A 20647-nucleotide genomic window follows, 5' to 3' on the forward strand; every position below is an offset into this window, starting at 1 on the left:
ACGGGGTTCCTGCCTGAAGAGGGCAGGGACCCGCCGCTCGAGAGTTTCCCGCCGTGAATCAACACCCCCTCGTCAGTATCGTCATCCCCGCCTTCAACCCGCGCTTCTTCGATCAGGCGCTGATGAGTGCGCTCGCGCAGACGTACGAAAACGTCGAGATCGTCATATGCGATGACTCGGCCGATGAACGGATTCGTGAGATCGTCGAGTCCTTCGCCGAGCCGGCCCATCCGATCCGTTACCTGCGCAATCCGCAGCGACTTGGCTTGCAGAAGAACCTGCTGCGCTGCGTCGAAGCGGCGCGGGGCGAGTTCATCAAGGTGTTGTGCGATGACGATCGGCTGTTTGCACCAAGCATCGCATTACAGGCGCAGGCACTGATCGAGCATGCCGATGCCAATCTGGTGTTCGCCCTGCGCATGCTCAGCGACGCCGGCAACTTCCTTTTGCCGCCGCGGGTCGAGAACTGCCGTTTCAGCCCGAACGATGCCTTGTTCAAAGGCGATGACATGCTGGCGATCTTCGAATCGACGCCGCTGAACTTCGTCGGTAATTTCAGTGCGGCACTGATGCGTCGCGCCGATGTGCTGGAACTGCTGCCGGCCTTGATTCAGGAGGGCGCCGGTTTCGTCGCCACGCTCGATTTTGCCTTGTTCGTGTGCTTGATGCGTCGTGGCAATTTTGTCTCGCTCAGCACTGTGCTGAGCACCGAGCGCCTGTATCCGGAGCGTCTGAGCAAGACCCCGGAAATGCTCAAGGCCGCCAAGGTGGAATGGGACTGGCTCAAGCAAATGCTCGCCGCCCGCAGTGGTGAAGCGGCGCCCGCCGCCGGCTGGGTGCGTTACATTGATCTGGCCAATACCGGTGACTTGCCGCACGCCTGGCAGGAGTTGTGCGTAACGCGCATCCTCGGCAACCGCAACACGGTGGTCAGTGGTCGTGTCGGTGCCGAAAGCGAAAGTTACGCCGACTTCTATCGTGAGTGGTTGTCGATTCGCCGCTTCAGCGAGGTCGAGCAACGGCTGATGCCGCAACGCATTGCCAGTTGGCCGATGCGTCCGCAGATCGTGCCGATTGTGATCGACAACGCTGGCGACAGTGCTGCGCTGGCCACGACGTTGCAGAGCATCAAGGCGCAACTCTATCCGGCGCAGGCGGTGGTGGTGCTGTCGGATGCGCAGTGCGAGGCTGATGAGCGCACGCTGCAGTTGCCGTTTCAGGCCGATTGGGCGCAACAGCTCAACGCGGTGATCCCGCAACTGGAAGGCACCCACTGGTTTTACCTGTTGCAGGCCGGCGACACCCTGCGTGATTCGGCGCTGCTGATTCTGGCCGAGCGTATCGCCGGCACGCCGGGCTTGTTGTGCGCCTACAGCGATGAAGGCGCGCAAGTCGACGGCGAATCGACCGAACCAGTGTTCAAGCCTGACTTCAACCTCGATCTGATGCGCGCCTATCCGTATGTGGGGCGAGCGCTGGCGTTCGAGCGTCAGCGTTTCATGGCGCTGGGCGGATTTGATCCGGTCCATGGCGAACTGGCGCCGCATGATTTGCTCTGGCGCCTGGTGGAAGAGGCCGGTCCGCAAACCATCGAGCACATTGCCGAGGTCCAGGTGGAATCGAGCCTGACCTACGCGCAATGGCTGTCGCTGCCGCCAGTCATCGACTACAACGCGGCCGTCGTGACGGCGCACCTGCAGCGGATCGGGGTCGATCACCGCATGCGTCATGACGAATTGCCCCTGATCAACCGCATCGACTATCAGCATGCGACGCGCCCGCAGGTGTCGATCATCATTCAGGCCGGTGATTCGCTGCACGCCTTGCAGCGCTGCACCGAGAGCCTGATCGAGCGCACGGCTTATACCCTTTACGAAATTCTCATCGTCGATGCCGGTGTCACTGATTCGCAGATGCTCGAATGGCTGAGCGCCATGGCCCAGCTCGGGGCGTCGATGTTGCGGGTGTTGCGTTACGCCGGTGACAACAATCCTGCCGCGATCCGCAACTTCGCCGCCGAGCAGTCCCGTGGCGAATATCTGCTGTTGCTTGACGCGCAAGCGGTCATCTGTGAACGCGACTGGCTCGATGAGTTACTCAATCATGCCCAGCGTCCGGAAGTCGCCGTGGTCGGTGCGCGGTTGCTCAGCCCCGAGGGGGCTATCGTCAGCGCGGGCCTGATTCTGGGCCTGGCCGGGCCGGTCGGTGCGCCCTTTGCCGGCGAGGCGGCCAGCAGTCGCGGTTACATGCAGCGTTTACATGTGACGCAGAACTGGAGCGCGGTCAGCAGTCAGTGCCTGATGCTGCGCAAGCAGGTTTTCGAGGAGCTTGGCCAGTTCGATGAGGTGACTTACACCCGTGGCTTGAGTGACGTCGACCTGTGTCTGCGTGCAGGCAAGGAAGGCTATCTGGTGGTCTGGACGCCTTACGCCAGTGTGGTGATAGCGCCGCTGACAGAGGCCGCGCCGGTGATCCTGCCTGAACAGGAGGAAGAGGCGTTCCATCGGCAGTGGATGAGTAAAATCATCAAGGATCCGGCGTACAGCCCGTCGCTCAGTCTCGGCGTGTCGAGCTTCAGTCTGGAACCGTCCCTGCGCAATAACTGGAACCCGTTTTGCAGTCGGGCGTTGCCGCTGATCCTCGGCTTGCCGGTAAACAGTTCGGCCGTCGGCCACTATCGCGTGACCGGACCCTTGGCCGAGCTGGAAAGCAGTGGTCGGGCACTCGGACGCTGGGCCTACGAGTCGCCGTCGACGGTCGAGATCGAGCGTCTGGCGCCTGACTCGATCATCCTGCAATGCCGTTACAGCGAAGGTGCGGTCAGCGACATTCTGCGCATTAAAAAGTACTCCAGTGCGCTGCGGATTTTCGAGCTCGACGACTACGTGGTCAGTGCGCCGAAGAAAAATACCCATGCCCGCAACAAGCCGGTCAACACCGAGCAGATGCTGCGCGAGGGCATTGCCCTGTGCGATCGCGTGGTGGTGACGACGCAGCCGCTGGCGGATGCGTTATCGAGCATGCACAGCGACATCCGCATTGTGCCGAACATGCTGTCACCGGAACCGTGGGCAACGCTGACCAGTCGTCGACGCACCTCCAGCAAACCTCGAGTCGGCTGGGGTGGCGGCACCAGCCACACCGGTGATCTGGAGATCATTGCCGATGTGGTGCGTGAACTGGCGAACGAAGTGGAGTGGGTATTCTTCGGCATGTGCCCGGAGGAATTGCGTCCCTATATCCACGAATTCCACTCGGCCATCAGCTTGCAAAGCTACCCGTTCAAACTGGCCAGCCTGAACCTCGACCTGGCCCTTGCACCGCTGGAGTTTCACATCTTCAACGACTGCAAGAGTAACCTGCGTCTGCTCGAATACGGCGCCTGCGGCTACCCGGTGATCTGCACCGACACCGAGGCCTATCGTGGCCATCTGCCGTGCACCAAGGTCTACAGCAACAGCACCGCAGAATGGCTGCAGGCGATCCGCATGCATCTCGCCGACCCGGACGCCAGCTACCGCATGGGCGATGAATTGAAAGAGGCGGTGCACCGCGATTTCATGTTGCGTGGCGATAACCTCAATCACTGGTTGTGGGGTTGGTTGCCGGATTGATCCGAGTTCACAGGACTTGGGCGCGGGTTTCGCCGCGGGTGGCAGTTATTGCGATAACCAGACTGTTCGCGGAAGTGATTTCGCCGACAGGTACTACTTGCCGCAAGCGTGTGTTTGCACAGCGTCAATGACACGGGGAGCGGCGTGCCCGACAACGGTGTGCAGTTCAATGACTGGTATGCCGGTTTCAACACCGTCGGGCACGTAGGTGTCATGAATGGCGTGATCGATCTTCCGGTGACGGGCGATGCGTTTGCCATGTTCGGTTGATGTGTTGACACCCTGACAGGCGATGAAGGGATGAATCCACTGTCGGATTCATCCCTTTTTTTTGCGCCTGAAGCTCGGCGACGCAACGTCTGCGGAGCTGGCGCGTTTCCTGCAAGACCCTCGCAAATCGCCATAAAACGAGCGCTCGCAGCTATTTTGCCGCGCCCAGTCAGGCAAAGGTTTAGCCAGAAGGCCTGCAAACGCGGGTCGAACCCGGTGAAGAACAAGAGGGGAGACGATGAAGGCAGTTATTTTGGCGGGTGGCCTCGGCACGCGCATCAGTGAAGAGTCGCACCTCAAGCCCAAGCCGATGATCGAGATCGGCGGCAAGCCAATTCTCTGGCACATCATGAAGCAGTATTCCGCCCACGGAATCCACGACTTCGTGATCTGCCTGGGCTACAAGGGCTATGCGATCAAGGACTTCTTCGCCAACTACTTCCTGCACACCTCCGACGTCACCTTCAACATGCGCGAAAACCGCATGGACGTGCACCAGAACTACAGCGAGCCGTGGAGCGTCACCCTGATCGACACCGGCGAGGAAACCATGACCGGTGGCCGTCTGCTGCGTGCCGCACGTTATCTGCAAGATGAAGAGGCGTTCTGCTTCACCTACGGCGACGGCGTTTCCGACATCAACATCGCTCAGCTCGTCGATTACCACAAAGCCCACGGTCGTCTGGCGACCGTCACCGCCGTGCAGCCGCCCGGCCGTTACGGTGCCCTCGAGCGGCAAGGCGATCAGGTGCTTGGTTTCACTGAAAAGCCGCGCGGTGACGGTGGCTGGATCAATGGCGGGTTCTTCGTGCTGTCGCCGAAAGTGCTGCCGTACATAGCCGATGATTCCACCACTTGGGAAGCCGAGCCGTTGGCGCGGCTGGCTGCGGACGAACAGTTGAAAGCCTTCGAGCACGAAGGGTTCTGGCATCCGATGGACACCCTGCGCGACAAGAACCATCTCGAAGCGCTGTGGCAGAACGGGGAGGCCCCATGGAAGCAATGGGCCTGAGTGCGGATTTCTGGCGCGGCAAGCGCGTACTGGTTACCGGTCACACCGGTTTCAAGGGCAGTTGGCTGACCCTGTGGCTGCAAAGCCTCGGCGCACAAGTCAGCGGTTTTGCCCTTGATCCGTCGACCGAACCGAGCCTGTTCGAACTGGCGTGCGTCCACGAAGGCATCAACGATCAGCGCGGCGATCTGCGTGATCTTGGCGCCTTGCTGGAAATCATCGCCGACACCGAGCCGGAGATCGTTCTGCACCTGGCTGCGCAGCCACTGGTGCGCGAAGGTTATCGCGACCCGCTCGGCACCTATTCCAGCAACGTCATGGGCACGTTGAACCTGCTCGAAGCGATTCGTCAGGTCGGTTGCGTGCGCGCCTGCGTGCTGGTGACCACCGACAAGGTCTACGCCAACAAGGAATGGCTGTGGCCATACCGCGAAGACGAAGCCCTCGGCGGGCATGATCCTTACAGCAGCAGCAAGGCTTGCTGCGAACTGTTGGCGCAGTCTTACGCAGCCTCGTTTTTCCCGGCCGACAAGTACGCCGAGCACGGTCTGGCCCTGGCCACCGCGCGCGCCGGCAACGTCCTCGGTGGCGGTGATTTCGCCCCTGAACGCCTGATTCCCGATGTGCTCAGAGCCTGGACGGCAGACGAGCCGGTGACCCTGCGTTATCCGCAAGCCGTGCGTCCGTGGCAGCACGCGCTGGAGCCGCTGGCCGGTTACCTGCAACTGGCTGCCGGCCTCTACGAACAAGGCCCGGAATATGCCGGGGCATGGAACTTCGGCCCGGGCGAGGCGGACATGTGCAGCGTCGGCGAAGTGGTCGAACTGCTCGCCAGCCGCTGGCCGCAGGCGCGCGGTCTGCGCATCGAAAAAAGCGAATTGCACGAAGCCGGCCTGCTGCGCCTGGACAGCAGCCGTGCCCGCCAAGTACTGGGCTGGCAGCCGCGCTGGACGTTGCAGCAATGCCTGACCCAGACCCTCGACTGGCACCTGGCATGGCAGAACGGTGACGACATGCGCGCCGTGACCCTCGGCCAACTGAACCTGTACCGAGGCGCGCTGTGAGCGAGTTTTCCCTGAAGGCATTGCCGCTGGCCGGACTGTTCAGCGTCCAGCACAAGCGTTTCGAAGATCAGCGCGGGCACTTCGCCCGGCTGTTCTGCGAGGGCAGCCTGAGCGCGTTCGGCCGCGAATTTCACATCCGCCAGATCAACCATTCCTGCACCCGCGAGCAGGGCAGTGTGCGCGGTCTGCATTATCAGAATGCCAATGCGCCGGAAGCCAAACTGATCACCTGTCTGCGTGGTGAAGTGTGGGACGTGGCGGTGGATCTGCGCCCGGACTCCGAGACTTTTCTGCACTGGCACGCCGAGCACCTCAAGGCTGGCGACGGTCGCAGCCTGCTGATTCCGGCCGGGTTCGCCCACGGTTTCCAGACGCTGACAGCCGACGCCGAACTGCTTTACCTGCACAGCGCTGATTACGCGCCGGAGCACGAGGGCGGCTTGTCGGTGAACGATCCACGGCTGGCGATCGCTTGGCCGTTGCCTGTCAATAATTTGTCAGCGCGTGATTCCAGCCATCCCGCGCTCGATCAACACTTTGCTGGAGTGCGTCTATGAACTGCCGTGGGTGCGCCGCACCGCTGAGCCTGCCGCTGATCGACCTCGGCACCTCGCCACCGTCCAACGCCTACGTGCACGCCGATCGCCTGGAACAGGCCGAGCAATGGGTGCCGTTGAAGGTTGCCGTGTGCCAGCAATGCTGGCTGGTGCAGACCGAGGATTACACCCGTGCCGACAGTCTGTTCGACGCCGAGTACGCCTACTTCAGTTCGTTCTCCAGCACTTGGCTGGCCCACGCCGAGCGTTATGTCGCCGAAATGGTCGAGCGCTTTGGCCTGACGGGCGACAGTCGCGTGGTTGAAGTCGCGGCCAACGACGGTTACCTGCTGCAGTACGTCGCGGGTCGTGGCATCCCGTGCCTCGGCGTCGAGCCGACCCGCAGCACCGCGCAAGCAGCCAGGGAAAAGGGCCTGGAGATTCGTGAACTGTTCTTCGGTCGTGAGACGGCTGCACAGCTGCGCAGCGAAGGTTGGGGCGCCGACCTGATGGCCGCCAATAACGTGCTCGCCCATGTGCCGGATATCAACGATTTCCTCGGCGGTTTCGCGACGCTGCTCAAGCCAACCGGCGTAGCAACGTTCGAATTCCCGCAACTGCTGACGCTGATGGCTGGCGCGCAGTTCGACACGCTGTATCACGAACACTATTCGTACCTGTCGCTGACCGCCGTGCAGACCCTGTGTGAACGCAATGGCCTGGAAGTGTTCGACGTCAGTCAGTTGAGCACGCACGGCGGATCGCTGCGGGTGTTCGTGCAGCGCAAGGACGGCCAGCGTCGTGCGGTGCAGCCGGCGGTGCAACAACAGCTGCAAGCCGAGCTGGAGGCCGGGGTGAAAACCGCCGGCTACTACGCGACCCTCGCCCCCGCCGCTGAGCGCATCAAGCATGACTTGCTGCGCTTTCTGTTGCAGGCCAGGGCCGACGGCAAACGTGTGGTCGGCTATGGCGCCGCCGCCAAGGGCAACACCTTGCTCAACTACGCCGGGGTCAAACCCGACCTGCTGGCCTGGGTCGCCGATGCCAACCCGCACAAGCAGGGCAAGTTCCTGCCGGGCAGTCGCATCCCGATTGTCGCGCCGGCGCAGATCGACATCGAGAAACCGGATTACGTGCTGGTGCTGCCATGGAACCTGTTGCACGAAGTCAGTCAGCAACTGGCTCAGGTGCGGCAATGGGACGGGCGCTTCGTGATCGCCGTGCCTGAGTTGAAAGTCCTGTGAAAGTCCTGGTAACCGGGGCTACGGGCTTCGTCGGCCGGCATCTGGTGGCGGCGTTGCTTGCCCGTGGCGACGCCGTTCGTGCCGTGGCGCGCAACGTAGAAACCGCACAAGGCATGCCGTGGATCAATGACGTCGAGTTCGTTGCGGCGGATATTCACGCCGCCGAACTCGATGTCGCCGCGCTGACCGAGGGCATCGACGTACTCGCGCATCTGGCTTGGCCGGGCCTGCCGAACTATCGGGCGCTGTTCCACTTCGAGCACAACCTGATGGCCGACTACCGCTTTATCAAAGGCGCGGTCGAGGCGGGTGTGCGGCAAGTGTTGGTCACTGGCACCTGCTTCGAGTACGGCCTGCAAAGCGGCCCGCTCAGCGAAAGCGTCGAGCCCCAGCCGAGCAATCCTTACGGTCTGGCCAAACACACGCTGCGCCTGTTTTTGCAAAACCTGCAGCAGGAAATGCCGTTCACCCTACAGTGGGCGCGCCTGTTTTATCTGCATGGCGAAGGGCAGAACCCCAACAGTCTGCTTGCAGCGCTGGACCGGGCGATTGATGCCGCAGACGCGTCGTTCAACATGTCTGGCGGTGAGCAATTGCGTGACTTTTTGCCGATTGCCACCGCAACCGCTTACCTCGCCGCGATCCTGCAGCAGCGCGACTTCGACGGAGTGATCAATTGCGCCAGTGGCCAACCGGTGTCGGTGCGTTCATTGGTCGAAGAACGCCTGCGCGAACGCGGCGCGGCACTGAATCTGAACCTCGGTCACTACCCTTACCCGACCCACGAACCGATGGCGTTCTGGGCGGTGACCGAGCGTTTGCAACAGCTACTGGGAGAGCCGCAATGAGGCACGAGTTGTATCGGGTCACCGACCTGCCGGTGTTGCAGAACCGCACCTTCGCCGACCCGGAGTCGGCGAAAGCCTCGGCCAGCGCCGACATGCTGCTGGTGCAGGATGAGCGCAGCGGTCTGATCTTCAACGCTGCGTTCGATGCCGACAAGCTCAGCTATGACGCCGACTACCAGAACGAGCAGGCGCATTCCGGCCAGTTCCAGCAGCACCTGCGCGATGTCGAAGGCATCATCGCTAAACACTTCAAGGGCCAGGAACTGATCGAAGTCGGCTGTGGCAAAGGCTACTTTCTGGAGTTGCTCAAGGGCCTCGGCTACTCGATCACCGGCATCGACCCGGCCTACGAAGGCGACAACGCCGACGTGATCAAGGCGCCGTTCACCCGTGGCCTTGGTCTGGCGGCGGACGCCATCGTGCTGCGCCATGTGCTGGAACACATCGAAGACCCGGTGAGCTTTCTGTCGGTGATCGCCGAAGCCAATCAGGGCGGGCAGATCTACATCGAAGTGCCGTGCTTTGACTGGATCCTCGAGCACAAGGCCTGGTTCGACCTGTTCTACGAACACGTCAATTATTTCCGCCTCGATGACCTGCGCCGGATGTTCGGCACCGTGCACGAGGCCGGCCACCTGTTCGGTGGCCAGTACCTGTACATCGTCGCCGACCTGTCGACGTTACGCCTGACCCCGGAACAACCGGTGCCACGCCTGACGCTGCCGGACGGATTCACCGCCAGCCTCGATCGCGCCGTGCAGATCATTCAGTCTGCCCCCGAGCAGGGTTCGGCGATCTGGGGCGCCTCGTCCAAGGGCGTGATCTATTCGCTGTTCCTGCAGCGCGCCGGTGTGGCCGTAGACCGTGTGGTGGATATCAACCCGGCCAAACAGGGGCGTTATCTGCCACTGAGCGGCGCGCGGGTGTCCTCGCCCCAGGAAGCGATGGACGCGCTGCCCGAAGGCGCCCACCTGTTTGTGATGAATTCCAATTACCTCGAAGAGATCAAGCGGATGACCGGTGGACGCTACGTCTATCACGCCGTCGACAGCGCTTCGTTTCAGTGACCCTTGAGATTATTAAAATGACCGACAACAGCATCAACAAAGCCTTCGAAGCCGAGTGCCGCGAGCAGATCGCCCAACAGGGTGACGACCAGAAGCTGACGGGCCTGGCCCGTGATTTCTTCAACGAATCGGCCAAACACAAGTACAGCTACCACTTCTCGTGGATGGGCCGCCCGATCATCCAGTTGCCGCAAGACATGATGGCGATGCAGGAGATCATCTGGCAGGTCAAGCCGGATCTGGTCATCGAGTGCGGCATCGCCCACGGCGGTTCGATCATCTACTACGCCTCGTTGCTGGAGCTGCAAGGCCACGGCGAAGTGCTGGGCATCGACCTCGACATTCGCCCGCACAACCGTGAAGCGATCGAAAGCCACCCGATGGCCAAGCGCATCAAGATGATCGAAGGTTCGAGCATCGACCCGGCCATCGCTGCACAGGTTCAAGCCGCCGCCAAGGGCAAGAAAGTCATTCTGGTCCTCGACTCCAACCACACCCACGATCATGTGCTGGAAGAGCTGCGTTTGTACGCACCGCTGGTGTCGGTCGACAGCTACTGCGTGGTCATGGACACCGTGGTTGAAGACATGCCGGCCGATTTCTTCCCGGACCGTCCATGGGGCCCGGGCGACAACCCGAAAACCGCGGTGTGGAAATACCTGGAAGAGAACCAGGATTTCGAGATCGACCAGCAGCTGCAAAACAAACTGCTGATCACCGTGGCGCCGGACGGCTATCTGCGTCGCGTTCGTTAATCAACAACAGTTTCAGACTTCAGGCGACTGGCCGGTTGTGGGGATAGGAAAATGCAGGTTCAAAGCAGTACTCAAGCCAATGTGACACCGCTGGACGAGCTGTTCACGGTGGTGGTCATCACCCACAACCGCAGTGCCTTCCTGCGTCGTACCTTGCAGTACTACAGCAGTTACCCGGCCAGGGTGCTGGTGCTGGATTCGTCCGTGCAGTGCGACGACCGCATCGCTGTGGATTTTCCGTCGGTCGACTACCGGCATTTGCCGCAGTACACCTACAAGGGCTTGCAGGACAAATTGACCTGGGGTGTCGCGCAGGTCACGACGCCTTATATGGTGTTCGCTGCCGACGATGACTTCCTGATTCACGACGCGCTGACTGCGTCGGTCGAATTCCTGCACGCCAACACCGATTACGGTGTGTGCCATGGCTACGGGATGATGTACCTGACCCGTGCCAACGAAGTCACCTATTACCGCCGCGACAAGCGCGTGCAGGAAGACTACGACTCGCCAGACGCTGAAACCCGGATCATGGACTTCATGGGGCAGTTTCTGCCGCCGTTCTATGCCGTGACCCGCACTGATCTGCTGCAACAGTGGTACAGCCAGTTACCGCCAGGTACCAGCTTCGAGTGGCAGGAAATCGGTCACTCGTTCTATCTGCTGGCCTGTGCCAAGGCGCGCATTCTTCCGATTCCGTTTGCCGTGCGTGAAGTGAACTATGGCAATTCGGATCACAACACCAACGTGCTGACCGTCCTTGCTTATCAGGACGCGAAAACCGTGGCAGAGCGTGAGCAGTTCGCTGAGTTTCTGGCAACGATCAAGACGCCGCTCAGCGACCAGGATCCGGCCGCGATCAAGCAGATTGCGCTGAACACCTTTGCCCAGATGGCCAATTGTTTGCTCAAGGGTGTTTCGCTGGCGGGCGCACCGATTTTCCGTTCGGCGTGGATTGAATGCGATAAGGAACCGGTACGTTCTTTCGCTCCCGAGCAGTTCGTGGAAATGCCGTTCTACAACAAGCCGATGTTCGATTTACTGACCGAATTCGAATTCCTGCTACACGCCATGCCGGCCGGTCGCGTGCAGTTGCAGGAGCTCGAAGGCGTGCTGCTGCGTCAGCATGAGCTGATGCGCCTGCACCCTAACGACGACGAGCGCACGATTCGCGCACGGCTCTGGGAAGCGCTGACCCTCAACCTGTTCAACCGTGAAGTGGTCAAGCGTCTTGCCGAGTCGTTGCTGGGCAGCGATGAGCATGAAGAAGGGCTGAAGCTGCAAGCGTGGCTGCAGCGTCTGAACTCGGTGCCGGGGCAGGCCGACCGCAAGTTGTTCGAGAACATGCCGAGCGGGCGGCTGCTGCAATGGCTGGAGGCACGCAATCCGCACGCGGCGCAATTGCCGACCATCGCCCGCCATCTGGCCAAGCACAATGGCGGACCGCAGGTAGGCATTCTGTTGCTGGACCTGGACGCCGACATGGTCAAGCTTCAGGCAACGTTCGACAGCCTGGTCGGCGGTCAATACAAGGCTTTCAAAGTGGTGGTGTTCACCGCTGGCGAACTGCCGGCCACGACCACCGTGCGCGACACCGTGCACTTCGTCAAAGTCAGCGCCTCCAACTATGTGGAGCGGATCAATCAGGTCATCGCGCAAATGAGCAGCGACTGGCTGTTGCTGGCCGAGGCGGGCGACCAGTTCACCGTCAGCGGCCTGTTGCGGGCCAGCCTGGAACTCATCGGTGCCGAAGGCGTGCGGGCCGTGGCCATGGATGAAATCCATCGCCAGCCGGGCGGCGAACTGACGCACGCGTTCCGCCCGGGCGTGAATCTCGACCTGCTGCAAACCGTGCCGTCGCTGATGGCGCGTCACTGGTTGATCCAGCGTGATGCGCTGGTGCAAGCCAAAGGTTTTGCCAGCGAGTACACCGAAGCGCTGGAGCTGGACCTGTTGCTGCGGCTGATCGAAGACGGCGGCCTCGCCGGTCTGGCGCATCTGGCCGAGCCTTTGCTGATTTGCAACGCACCGAAGGCTGAAGAAAATGCCCATGAACGCCAGACCCTGACGCGGCATCTGAGTCAGCGCGGTTACCGTGGTCAGGTCAGTTCGAAGTTGCCGTCAACCTGGCAGATCGACTACCAGCACAGCGAGCGACCGATGGTGTCGATCATCCTGCACAGCCAGGACAATCTCGAACACCTGCAAACAGCGCTGGTCAGCCTGTTGCAGCGAACCCGCTACCAGCGCCACGAAATCCTGCTGGTCGACAACCATAGCCAATCGCCGCAATTGCTTGAGTGGCTGGACAGTCTGCAGGGCAAGGGCGATCGCATTCGCGTGTTGCGCAGCGGCGAGCGGCTTAGCGAGTCGGCGTTGTACAACCTCGCCAGTGGCGAAGCCAAAGGTGAGTACCTGGTGCTGTTTTCGGCCGAGGCCGAGGTGGTCAACGCCAACTGGCTCGATGCATTGCTCAATCAGGCTCAGCGTCCGGAAGTCGGTATCGTGGGCGCCAAACTGGTGGACGGCCGTGGCGCCACGACCCAGGGCGGTCTGGTGCTGGGCAGTGATGGTCAGGTCAATGCGGTGTTTATCGGTGAAAGCAAAGACGCTGCCGGTTACCTGTTCGGCAATCAGGTCGAGCAGAGCTATTCGGCGGTGTCCGGCGCCTGCCTGATGATTCGCAAGGCGCTGTTCGACGCCGTGGGTGGCCTGGACGAGGAGCATTTCGACAGCGCCTTCGCCGACATCGACTTGTGCCTGAAAGTCGCGGATGCCGGTTACCTTACCGTGTGGTGCCCGCAGGCACAGATTCAACATCCGGGCCTGTTGCCGCCAGTCACGCAAACCGCCGCCGCGCTGCATGACAAATGGTCGGCACGTTTTGCTCAGGATGCGGCGCGCAACCCGAACCTTTCCCTGACCGACAAGGGCTTTACCCTCGGCCAGGCCTCCAGCATCGACTGGGCGCAGTTGCTCGCCTAAGCCTGACGATCAGGAAACAGGACTCAAGACATGTTCAACGGTAAATCGATTTTCATCTCAGGCGGCACCGGCTCGTTCGGGCGCAATTTCATCCGGCGCCTGCTGGAGCAATACCAGCCCAAGCGCGTGGTGGTGTTCTCCCGGGATGAACTCAAGCAATACGAAATGCAGCAGACGTTCAACGCGCCGTGCATGCGCTATTTCCTTGGCGATGTGCGCGACGCCGACCGTTTGCGTCAGGCCATGCGCGGCATCGACTACGTCGTGCATGCCGCCGCGCTCAAGCAAGTGCCGGCAGCGGAATACAACCCGACCGAGTGCATTCGCACCAACGTCAACGGCGCGGAAAACATCATCGCCGCAGCCATCGACAATGGCGTGAAGAAAGTCGTTGCGCTGTCCACCGACAAGGCCGCCAGCCCGATCAACCTCTACGGCGCAACCAAGTTACTGTCGGACAAACTGTTCGTCGCCGCCAATAACATTGCCGGCGAACAGCAGACCCGGTTTGCCGTGGTGCGCTACGGCAACGTCGCCGGCTCCCGTGGCTCGGTGGTGCCGTTCTTCAGCAAACTGATCGCCGAGGGCGCTGAAGAGCTGCCGATCACCGACGAACGCATGACACGTTTCTGGATCACCCTCGATCACGGTGTGCAGTTCGTCCTCGACAGCTTTGCACGCATGCACGGTGGCGAAGTGTTCGTGCCGAAGATCCCGTCGATTCGCATCGTCGATCTGGCCCGGGGCATGGCCGAGCACCTGCCGCACAAGCACGTCGGCATTCGTCCGGGCGAGAAGCTGCACGAGTTGATGGTGCCGCTGGACGATGCGCGGATGACCCTGGAGTTTGCCGATCACTACACCATCCAGCCGTCGATCCGCTTTACCAGCGTTGACGTCGATTTCGCCGAAGACAAGCTCGGTGAGCGCGGCCGGCCGGTCAGCGAAGACTTCGAATACCGTTCCGACACTAATCCGCATTTCCTCTCGGTGGGGCAGATCGCCGACCTGCACGCGAAGCTCTCGGTATGATTCCGTACGGTCGGCAAAGCCTCGATCAGGCAGATATCGACGCCGTGGTCGAGGTGTTGAAGTCTGACTGGCTCACACAAGGGCCGACCATCGAGCGCTTCGAGCAGGCCATGGCCGAGCGCTGTCAGGCCGATTATGCGGTGGCGGTGTGCAATGCCACCGCGGCGCTGCACATTGCCTGCCTGGCCGCCGGACTCGGGCCGGGCGATCGCTTGTGGACGACGCCGAACACCTTTCTGGCGTCGGCCAACTGCGGGCGTTATTGCGGCGCCGACGTGGATTTTGTCGATATCGACCCGCTGACCTGGAACCTCGATGCTGAAGTCCTGGCCGGTAAGCTCGACGCTGCCGAGCGCGATGGCGTGCTGCCCAAAGTGCTTGTGGCGGTGGCGTTTTCCGGGCAGAGCTGCGATATGCGCAGAATTGCCCAACTGGCCGAGCGCTACAACTTCACGGTGATCGAAGACGCCTCTCATGCGGTCGGTGCGTCCTACGCGGGGCGGCCGGTCGGGTGCGGCGAATTCGCCGCGATGACCGTGTTCAGCTTCCACCCGGTGAAAATCATCACCAGTGCCGAGGGCGGCATGGTCTTGACCAATCGCCCGGAACTGGCCGAGCGCTTGCAACGCCTGCGCAGCCACGGCATGACCCGCGATCCGCAGCAGATGACTGAAGCCAGCCACGGCCCGTGGTATTACCAGCAAGTGGAACTGGGCTTCAATTATCGGATCACCGACTTGCAAGCCGCGCTCGGTTTGTCGCAACTGCACAAACTGGACGGTTTCATCGCCCGTCGACGCGAGCTGGCCGCACGTTACGCGAATTTGCTGACATATTTGCCTGTGACCTTGCCGAGCGCCCAACCGCTCGCTGAATCCGCCTGGCATCTGTATGTGATCCGCTTGCAGACCGATCGGATCAATCTCAGCCACCGCCAGGTCTTCGAAGGCTTGCGTGCGGCCGGAGTCGGGGTGAATCTGCACTATATTCCACTGCATTTGCAGCCGTACTATCGCGACCTGGGTTTCGCCGAGGGAAACTTCCCCGAAGCGGAGCGCTATTACGCCGAAGCGATCAGCCTGCCGCTGTTTCCTTTGCTGAGCGATCAGCAGCAGGACTATGTGGTCGAGCAATTGCGACGGTTGACTGAGTGAACACCGCTGTGGCGGTGGATGGGAAATGGCAATGCGCAATCTGAGTGAACAGGAACAATTCTGGCAGGGTGACTTCGGCAACGAGTACGTTGCGCGCAACGTCGGGCAATCGCTGGTGGCGGCCAATCTGGCGTTGTTTGCCAAGGCGCTGGCGAGAACGGGGCGGATCGACAGCCTGTTGGAACTCGGTACCAATGTCGGGAACAACTTGCAGGCGCTGCATCAACTGTTGCCGCAATGCGAGTTGTCCGGCGTCGAGATCAACGCCAATGCCTGTGCACAGGCCAAAGCACTGAACATCGCAAAGATCTGGCACGGTTCGCTGTTCGACTTTCCCTGCGAACGCTCCTACGATCTGACGCTGAGCAAAGGCGTGCTGATTCATCTTGCCCCGGAACTGTTGCCGAAGGCCTACGCGCAGCTGTACGAGCTCAGCCAGCGCTATATCCTGATCGCGGAGTACTACAATCCGGCGCCGGTGGAAGTGTCCTACCGCGGCAACAGCGGCAAACTGTTCAAACGCGATTTCGCCGGTGAAATGCTCGATCGCTACGCTGATCTGCACCTGCTGGATTACGGCTTTGTGTATCACCGTGACCCACAATTTCCTGCTGACGACGTCACCTGGTTCCTTCTGGAAAAACGCCCTTGAGCAACGTTGCAATCATCCCGGCCCGCGGGGGCAGCAAACGCATCCCGCGCAAGAATCTTGCGCCGTTCGATGGCGTGCCGATGATTGTCCGTTCGATTCGCACGGTGCTGGACTCGGGGTTGTTCGACGAGGTTGTGGTCAGTACTGACGACGAAGAAATCGCCGAGCTCGCGCGGGTTCATGGCGCCACGGTGCCATTTTTGCGTCCTGCGCATCTGGCCGATGATTTCACCGGCACGGCAGCGGTGATCGTGCATGCCTTGCAGCAACTGCCAGCGTTTGATTACGCCTGTTGCGTCTATGCCACGGCCCCGTTGTTGCAGGCGCGGTTTCTGCGTGAGGGCTTCGAATTGCTGGAGCAGCAGTGCGACAAGTCCTTCGCGTTTTCTGTTTGCAGCTTTGGTTTTCCCGTGCAGCGCGCGTTGACGCTGGACGGGCAGGGGGCGCTGACGGCGTTGTATCCGGAGTTTCGTAATACCCGCTCGCAGGATCTGCCTGAAGCATTCCAGGATGCCGGTCAGTTCTACTGGGGCCGACGCGAGGCATGGATGCGCGGTGAGGTCTTGTATTCGCCTGCCAGTCTGCCGGTAATCCTGCCTCGGCATCTGGTGCAGGACATCGACACTGTCGAAGACTGGAAACGCGCCGAATACCTGTACGCCGCGCTCAAGGCTGGCGGGGAAGTGCAATGAGAGTGCTGATCCGTGCGGACGCGTCGCCGACCATCGGCAGCGGTCACATTGCCCGTTGCCTGACGCTGGCCCGGGTGTTGCGCAAGCAGGGCAGTCACGTCGCATTTGCCTGTCGGCGCTTGCCGGGGCATCGGCTTGATGCGTTGCAGGAAGAAGGTTTCGAGACGTTCGCATTACCCGAACGCTATGCCGAAGAAGATCCACAGCAGGCCATCGAATCGATGCTGCCGTGGCAAGCGGACATTGATGCACTGGATGTATTGCTCGACGGTCATGAAGGGTTCGACTGGATCATTGCCGACCACTATGGCCTCGATCATCACTGGCAAACGGCGGCCCGGCGTTGGGCGTCACGGATTGCAGCAGTGGATGATCTGGCCACTCGGCGCTATAGCGTTGACCTGCTGCTTAATCAGAACCTCTCCGGCCTGAGCGAGCATTACGCGCCGCTGTTGCCTGACGGTTGTCGCACATTGCTTGGTCCGCGTTTTGCCATGCTGCGCGAGGAGTTCATGTGCCCGGCCATCGAGATCAAACCCAAGGCTCGGCGGGTATTGGTGAATTTCGGCGGTTTCGACGCGGCGATGCAGACTCATCACGCGATGCTGGCGCTGGCGGATTTTCCCGAGCTCGAAGTGGATTTCGTTGCCGGCGCCGACAACCCGGCATGGGCACAGATGCAGGCCCTGGCCGAGACACGGCCGAATTGGCGATTGCACAGTTTTGTCAGCGATTTCCATCAACGCATGACCGAGGCCGATTTGTTTGTCGGCGCCGGCGGTGGTACCAGTTGGGAGCGCGCGGCACTGGGGCTGCCAACGATCTGCATAGCTGTGTCGAATAATCAGTATGCCAACGGCGAAGTCATGGCGGCGGCTGGCGCGCATGTGTTCTTGGGTGCCCGCGAGCAGGTCAGCGTCGAGCAATTGCGCCAAGCCATCGGCTTGGTCGTCGACAATGTTTATCTGCGCCAAAGCCTGGCCGAACGTTCGCGGCAATTGGTCGATGGGCGCGGCGCGCTGCGGGTTGCGGTGGCGTTGGCGGGCGCGGTGCTCAAGGTGCGCCCGGCCACGCTGGACGACGCGCAGTTGTTGTTTGACGGACGCAATGCCGAGGCGGTGCGCCGCTGGTCACTGGACGCTGGCGTTATCGACTGGAAGCAACATCTGGACTGGCTGACTGCGAGCTTGCGTAACCCTCAGCGGCTGCTGTTGGTCGCTGAAGGCGATGACGGCCCGGTCGGCGTTCTGCGCTATGACTTGCGTGGTTTTGACGCGGAGGTCTCGCTGTATTTGCTGCAAGGGCGTTTTGGTCTCGGCTGGGGCGGTGCACTGTTGGCGCGGGGCGAAGCGTTCGCTTCTGCTCATTGGCCGCAGATGAGCGCGATCACCGCTCAAGTGTTGCCGGCCAACCAGGCCTCACTGAATGTTTTTCGCGACGCCGGGTTCACTCAAAGTGCCTGCGCGTTCACCCGTGTTTTGAAGGATCACCGCACATGAGCAGTTTCAAGATTGGCAATCGCCTGATCGGCGCCGCCGCGCCGCCGTTCATCATTGCCGAGATGAGCGGCAACCATAACCAGTCGCTGGACGTTGCTCTGCAAATCGTCGAGGCCGCCGCCAAGGCCGGGGCGCATGCGCTGAAACTGCAAACCTACACCGCCGAGACCATGACCCTGGATCTGGCCGAGGGCGAGTTCTTCATCAAGGACCCGGGCAGCCTGTGGGCGGGCACTTCGCTCTACGATTTGTATGAAAAGGCCCATACGCCGTGGGAGTGGCATGCGCCGATCTTTGCCCGCGCGAAAGAACTGGGGATGCTCGCGTTCTCGACGCCGTTCGATGACACCGCCGTGGATTTTCTCGAAAGCCTCGATGTGCCGGCCTACAAGATTGCCAGTTTCGAAAATACCGATCTGCCGTTGATTCGTCGTGTCGCCGCCACTGGCAAGCCGCTGATTATTTCTACCGGCATGGCCAGCATCGCAGAGCTCGATGAAACCGTGCGCGCCGCCCGCGAAGCCGGCTGCAAGGATCTGGTGTTGCTCAAGTGCACCAGCACTTATCCGGCGACACCGCTTAACAGCAACGTGCGCACGATCCCGCATCTGCGTGAGCTGTTTGGATGCGAGGTCGGGCTGTCTGACCACTCGATGGGCGTCGGCGTGTCGGTGGCGGCCGTGGCGCTCGGTGCAACGGTGGTGGAAAAACACTTCACCCTCGACCGTTCGGCGGGTGGGGTGGATGCCAGTTTCTCGCTGGAACCTGCGGAAATGGCCAGTCTGGTGCTCGAGACCGAGCGCGCCTGGCAAGCCATGGGCCAGGTGCAATACGGTCCCACCGAAGCCGAGCGCAAGTCACTGGTCTACCGCCGTTCGCTGTACGTCACCGCCGACATGGCGGCGGGCGAGGCCTTCACCACTGCCAATGTGCGCGCCATTCGCCCCGGTCTCGGTCTGCCGCCCAAGCACACCGAGGCGGTTCTTGGTCGTTGCGCTCGCACGGCCATCAAGCGCGGTACGCCGCTGGATTGGTCGTTGGTCGAATAACCCGATCTGCAACCGATTCGGCAAAATAGCGTGACCTGCGAGTCATAACGCGCATCTTCACTGTATTGTATTGATCGGGGAGATGGCGCCTGGCCCTTTATCGGTTCCAGTGATAGCCCTTTGCGCTCCCCGTGGCTGCCCGTCGTGGCGGCCGTTTTCTGTTTGTCGGCGCCCCTCGAATCCTTGCGAGCGGTGGTTTTGGGCTGTTTTTTATTGGGAAGCCGTAATGATTGGCATAAAAAGCATTGCGAGCTACGTTCCTGTAGCCGGCGTGGACAATTACGCACAAGGTGCAAAATTCGAGAAGGATGAAGAATTCATCCTTGGCAAGATCGGCTCGGCATTCCTGCCGCGCAAAGACGCTGAACAAGAAACCTCCGATCTGTGCGTGGAAGCGGCCAATGCGCTGTTTGCCAGCAACCCTGAGCTGAAGCGTGAGTCGATCGACGCACTGATCGTCGTCACTCAGAACGGTGACGAAGAAGGCTTGCCGCACACTGCTGCGATCGTGCAGGACAAACTCGGTCTGCCGACCAATGTCGCGGCGTTCGATATTTCCTTGGGCTGCTCCGGTTACGTCTACGGCATCTATGCGATCAAGGGCTTCATGGAAGCCGCAGGCCTGAAGAACGGCTTGCTGATCACCGCTGACCCTTATTCGAAGATCGTCGACCCGGAAGATCGCAACACCACCATGCTGTTCGGCGATGCCGCCACCGCCACCTGGATGGGCGAAGATCCGACCTGGGCGTTGGGTAAAGCCAAGTTCGGTACTGACGGCTCCGGCGCTCCGCACCTTAAGGTCAGCAATGGTGTGTTCTTCATGAACGGTCGTCAGGTGTTCAACTTCGCGCTGCTGAAAGTCCCGGCGCACTTGCACGAGTTGCTCGACGATTCCGGCCTCAAGGCCGACGACATTGATGCGTTCTGCATTCACCAGGGCAGTGCGGCGATTGTCGATGCCGTGGCGCGGCGTTTCGAAGGCGAGCCAGAGAAGTTCATCAAGGACATGGTCGAGACCGGTAATACCGTGTCGTCGAGTGTTCCGTTGCTGCTGGAAAAACACGTGCTCGATTCTGACTGGAGTCGCGTTGCGATCAGCGGTTTCGGTGTCGGTTTGTCTTGGGGTTCGGCGATCATCTATCGTCCCTGAGTCACCTGTTTTTCTATAAAA

The 20647-nt window shown here is 61.0% G+C and carries 17 protein-coding genes; all 17 read left to right on the plus strand.

Features of this window, described 5'->3' with window-relative positions; translation table 11 throughout:
- Window positions 1-53 precede the first annotated feature (53 nt).
- The 17 genes from ACXX9E_RS13245 (at window position 54) to ACXX9E_RS13325 (ending at window position 20626) form a co-directional block, all read left to right on the plus strand.
- The gene (locus tag ACXX9E_RS13245) at window positions 54-3614 is read left to right on the plus strand and encodes a glycosyltransferase (protein WP_458555530.1); all 3561 of its coding nucleotides are present in this window, start codon (window positions 54-56) and stop codon (window positions 3612-3614) included.
- 144 nt (window positions 3615-3758) lie between these two features.
- Complete coding sequence (locus tag ACXX9E_RS13250) at window positions 3759-3884, plus strand: hypothetical protein (protein WP_259741327.1); 126 nt, start codon at window positions 3759-3761, stop codon at window positions 3882-3884.
- 238 nt (window positions 3885-4122) lie between these two features.
- Window positions 4123-4896: a glucose-1-phosphate cytidylyltransferase gene (gene rfbF / locus ACXX9E_RS13255; RefSeq protein WP_123465704.1), complete on the plus strand. Its 774-nt coding sequence runs from the start codon at window positions 4123-4125 to the stop codon at window positions 4894-4896.
- Window positions 4878-5960, plus strand: coding sequence for a CDP-glucose 4,6-dehydratase (rfbG, locus tag ACXX9E_RS13260; protein ID WP_458555531.1), 1083 nt, complete (start codon window positions 4878-4880; stop codon window positions 5958-5960). Before rfbF ends, rfbG begins: the two co-directional genes overlap by 19 nt.
- Entirely contained in the window at window positions 5957-6517 is a 561-nt protein-coding gene (locus ACXX9E_RS13265) for a dTDP-4-dehydrorhamnose 3,5-epimerase family protein (protein WP_186748313.1), read from the plus strand. Before rfbG ends, ACXX9E_RS13265 begins: the two co-directional genes overlap by 4 nt.
- Window positions 6514-7740 (plus strand): class I SAM-dependent methyltransferase, encoded by a 1227-nt coding sequence (locus tag ACXX9E_RS13270; protein ID WP_267804798.1) that lies wholly within the window; start codon window positions 6514-6516, stop codon window positions 7738-7740. The genes ACXX9E_RS13265 and ACXX9E_RS13270 overlap by 4 nt, the downstream gene beginning before the upstream one ends.
- A complete protein-coding gene (locus tag ACXX9E_RS13275; protein ID WP_458555532.1) occupies window positions 7737-8588 on the plus strand; it encodes an NAD-dependent epimerase/dehydratase family protein in 852 nt (283 codons plus the stop codon). The genes ACXX9E_RS13270 and ACXX9E_RS13275 overlap by 4 nt, the downstream gene beginning before the upstream one ends.
- Window positions 8585-9655, plus strand: coding sequence for a class I SAM-dependent methyltransferase (locus ACXX9E_RS13280; RefSeq protein WP_123465713.1), 1071 nt, complete (start codon window positions 8585-8587; stop codon window positions 9653-9655). The genes ACXX9E_RS13275 and ACXX9E_RS13280 overlap by 4 nt, the downstream gene beginning before the upstream one ends.
- A 17-nt stretch (window positions 9656-9672) precedes the next feature.
- Window positions 9673-10410: a cephalosporin hydroxylase family protein gene (locus ACXX9E_RS13285; protein WP_047292500.1), complete on the plus strand. Its 738-nt coding sequence runs from the start codon at window positions 9673-9675 to the stop codon at window positions 10408-10410.
- A 51-nt stretch (window positions 10411-10461) separates the two neighbouring features.
- Complete coding sequence (locus ACXX9E_RS13290; RefSeq protein ID WP_458555533.1) at window positions 10462-13395, plus strand: TIGR00180 family glycosyltransferase; 2934 nt, start codon at window positions 10462-10464, stop codon at window positions 13393-13395.
- 30 nt (window positions 13396-13425) lie between these two features.
- Complete coding sequence (gene pseB, locus ACXX9E_RS13295) at window positions 13426-14427, plus strand: UDP-N-acetylglucosamine 4,6-dehydratase (inverting) (RefSeq protein ID WP_123465717.1); 1002 nt, start codon at window positions 13426-13428, stop codon at window positions 14425-14427.
- Window positions 14424-15581, plus strand: coding sequence for a UDP-4-amino-4,6-dideoxy-N-acetyl-beta-L-altrosamine transaminase (gene pseC, locus ACXX9E_RS13300; protein WP_123465719.1), 1158 nt, complete (start codon window positions 14424-14426; stop codon window positions 15579-15581). Before pseB ends, pseC begins: the two co-directional genes overlap by 4 nt.
- A 31-nt stretch (window positions 15582-15612) precedes the next feature.
- The gene (locus ACXX9E_RS13305; RefSeq protein WP_458556581.1) at window positions 15613-16233 is read left to right on the plus strand and encodes a pseudaminic acid biosynthesis-associated methylase; all 621 of its coding nucleotides are present in this window, start codon (window positions 15613-15615) and stop codon (window positions 16231-16233) included.
- Entirely contained in the window at window positions 16230-16925 is a 696-nt protein-coding gene (gene pseF, locus ACXX9E_RS13310; RefSeq protein WP_123465723.1) for a pseudaminic acid cytidylyltransferase, read from the plus strand. The genes ACXX9E_RS13305 and pseF overlap by 4 nt, the downstream gene beginning before the upstream one ends.
- Window positions 16922-18424, plus strand: coding sequence for a UDP-2,4-diacetamido-2,4,6-trideoxy-beta-L-altropyranose hydrolase (gene pseG / locus ACXX9E_RS13315; RefSeq protein ID WP_447808642.1), 1503 nt, complete (start codon window positions 16922-16924; stop codon window positions 18422-18424). Before pseF ends, pseG begins: the two co-directional genes overlap by 4 nt.
- Window positions 18421-19473, plus strand: coding sequence for a pseudaminic acid synthase (gene pseI, locus ACXX9E_RS13320; protein ID WP_458555534.1), 1053 nt, complete (start codon window positions 18421-18423; stop codon window positions 19471-19473). Before pseG ends, pseI begins: the two co-directional genes overlap by 4 nt.
- Before the next feature lie 226 nt (window positions 19474-19699).
- Window positions 19700-20626 carry a ketoacyl-ACP synthase III gene (locus tag ACXX9E_RS13325; RefSeq protein ID WP_123465729.1) on the plus strand — a complete coding sequence of 309 codons (927 nt, stop codon included), beginning with the start codon at window positions 19700-19702 and terminating at the stop codon, window positions 20624-20626.
- The last annotated feature ends 21 nt before the right edge of the window (window positions 20627-20647 follow it).

The organism is Pseudomonas sp. GNP014, assembly GCF_054344005.1.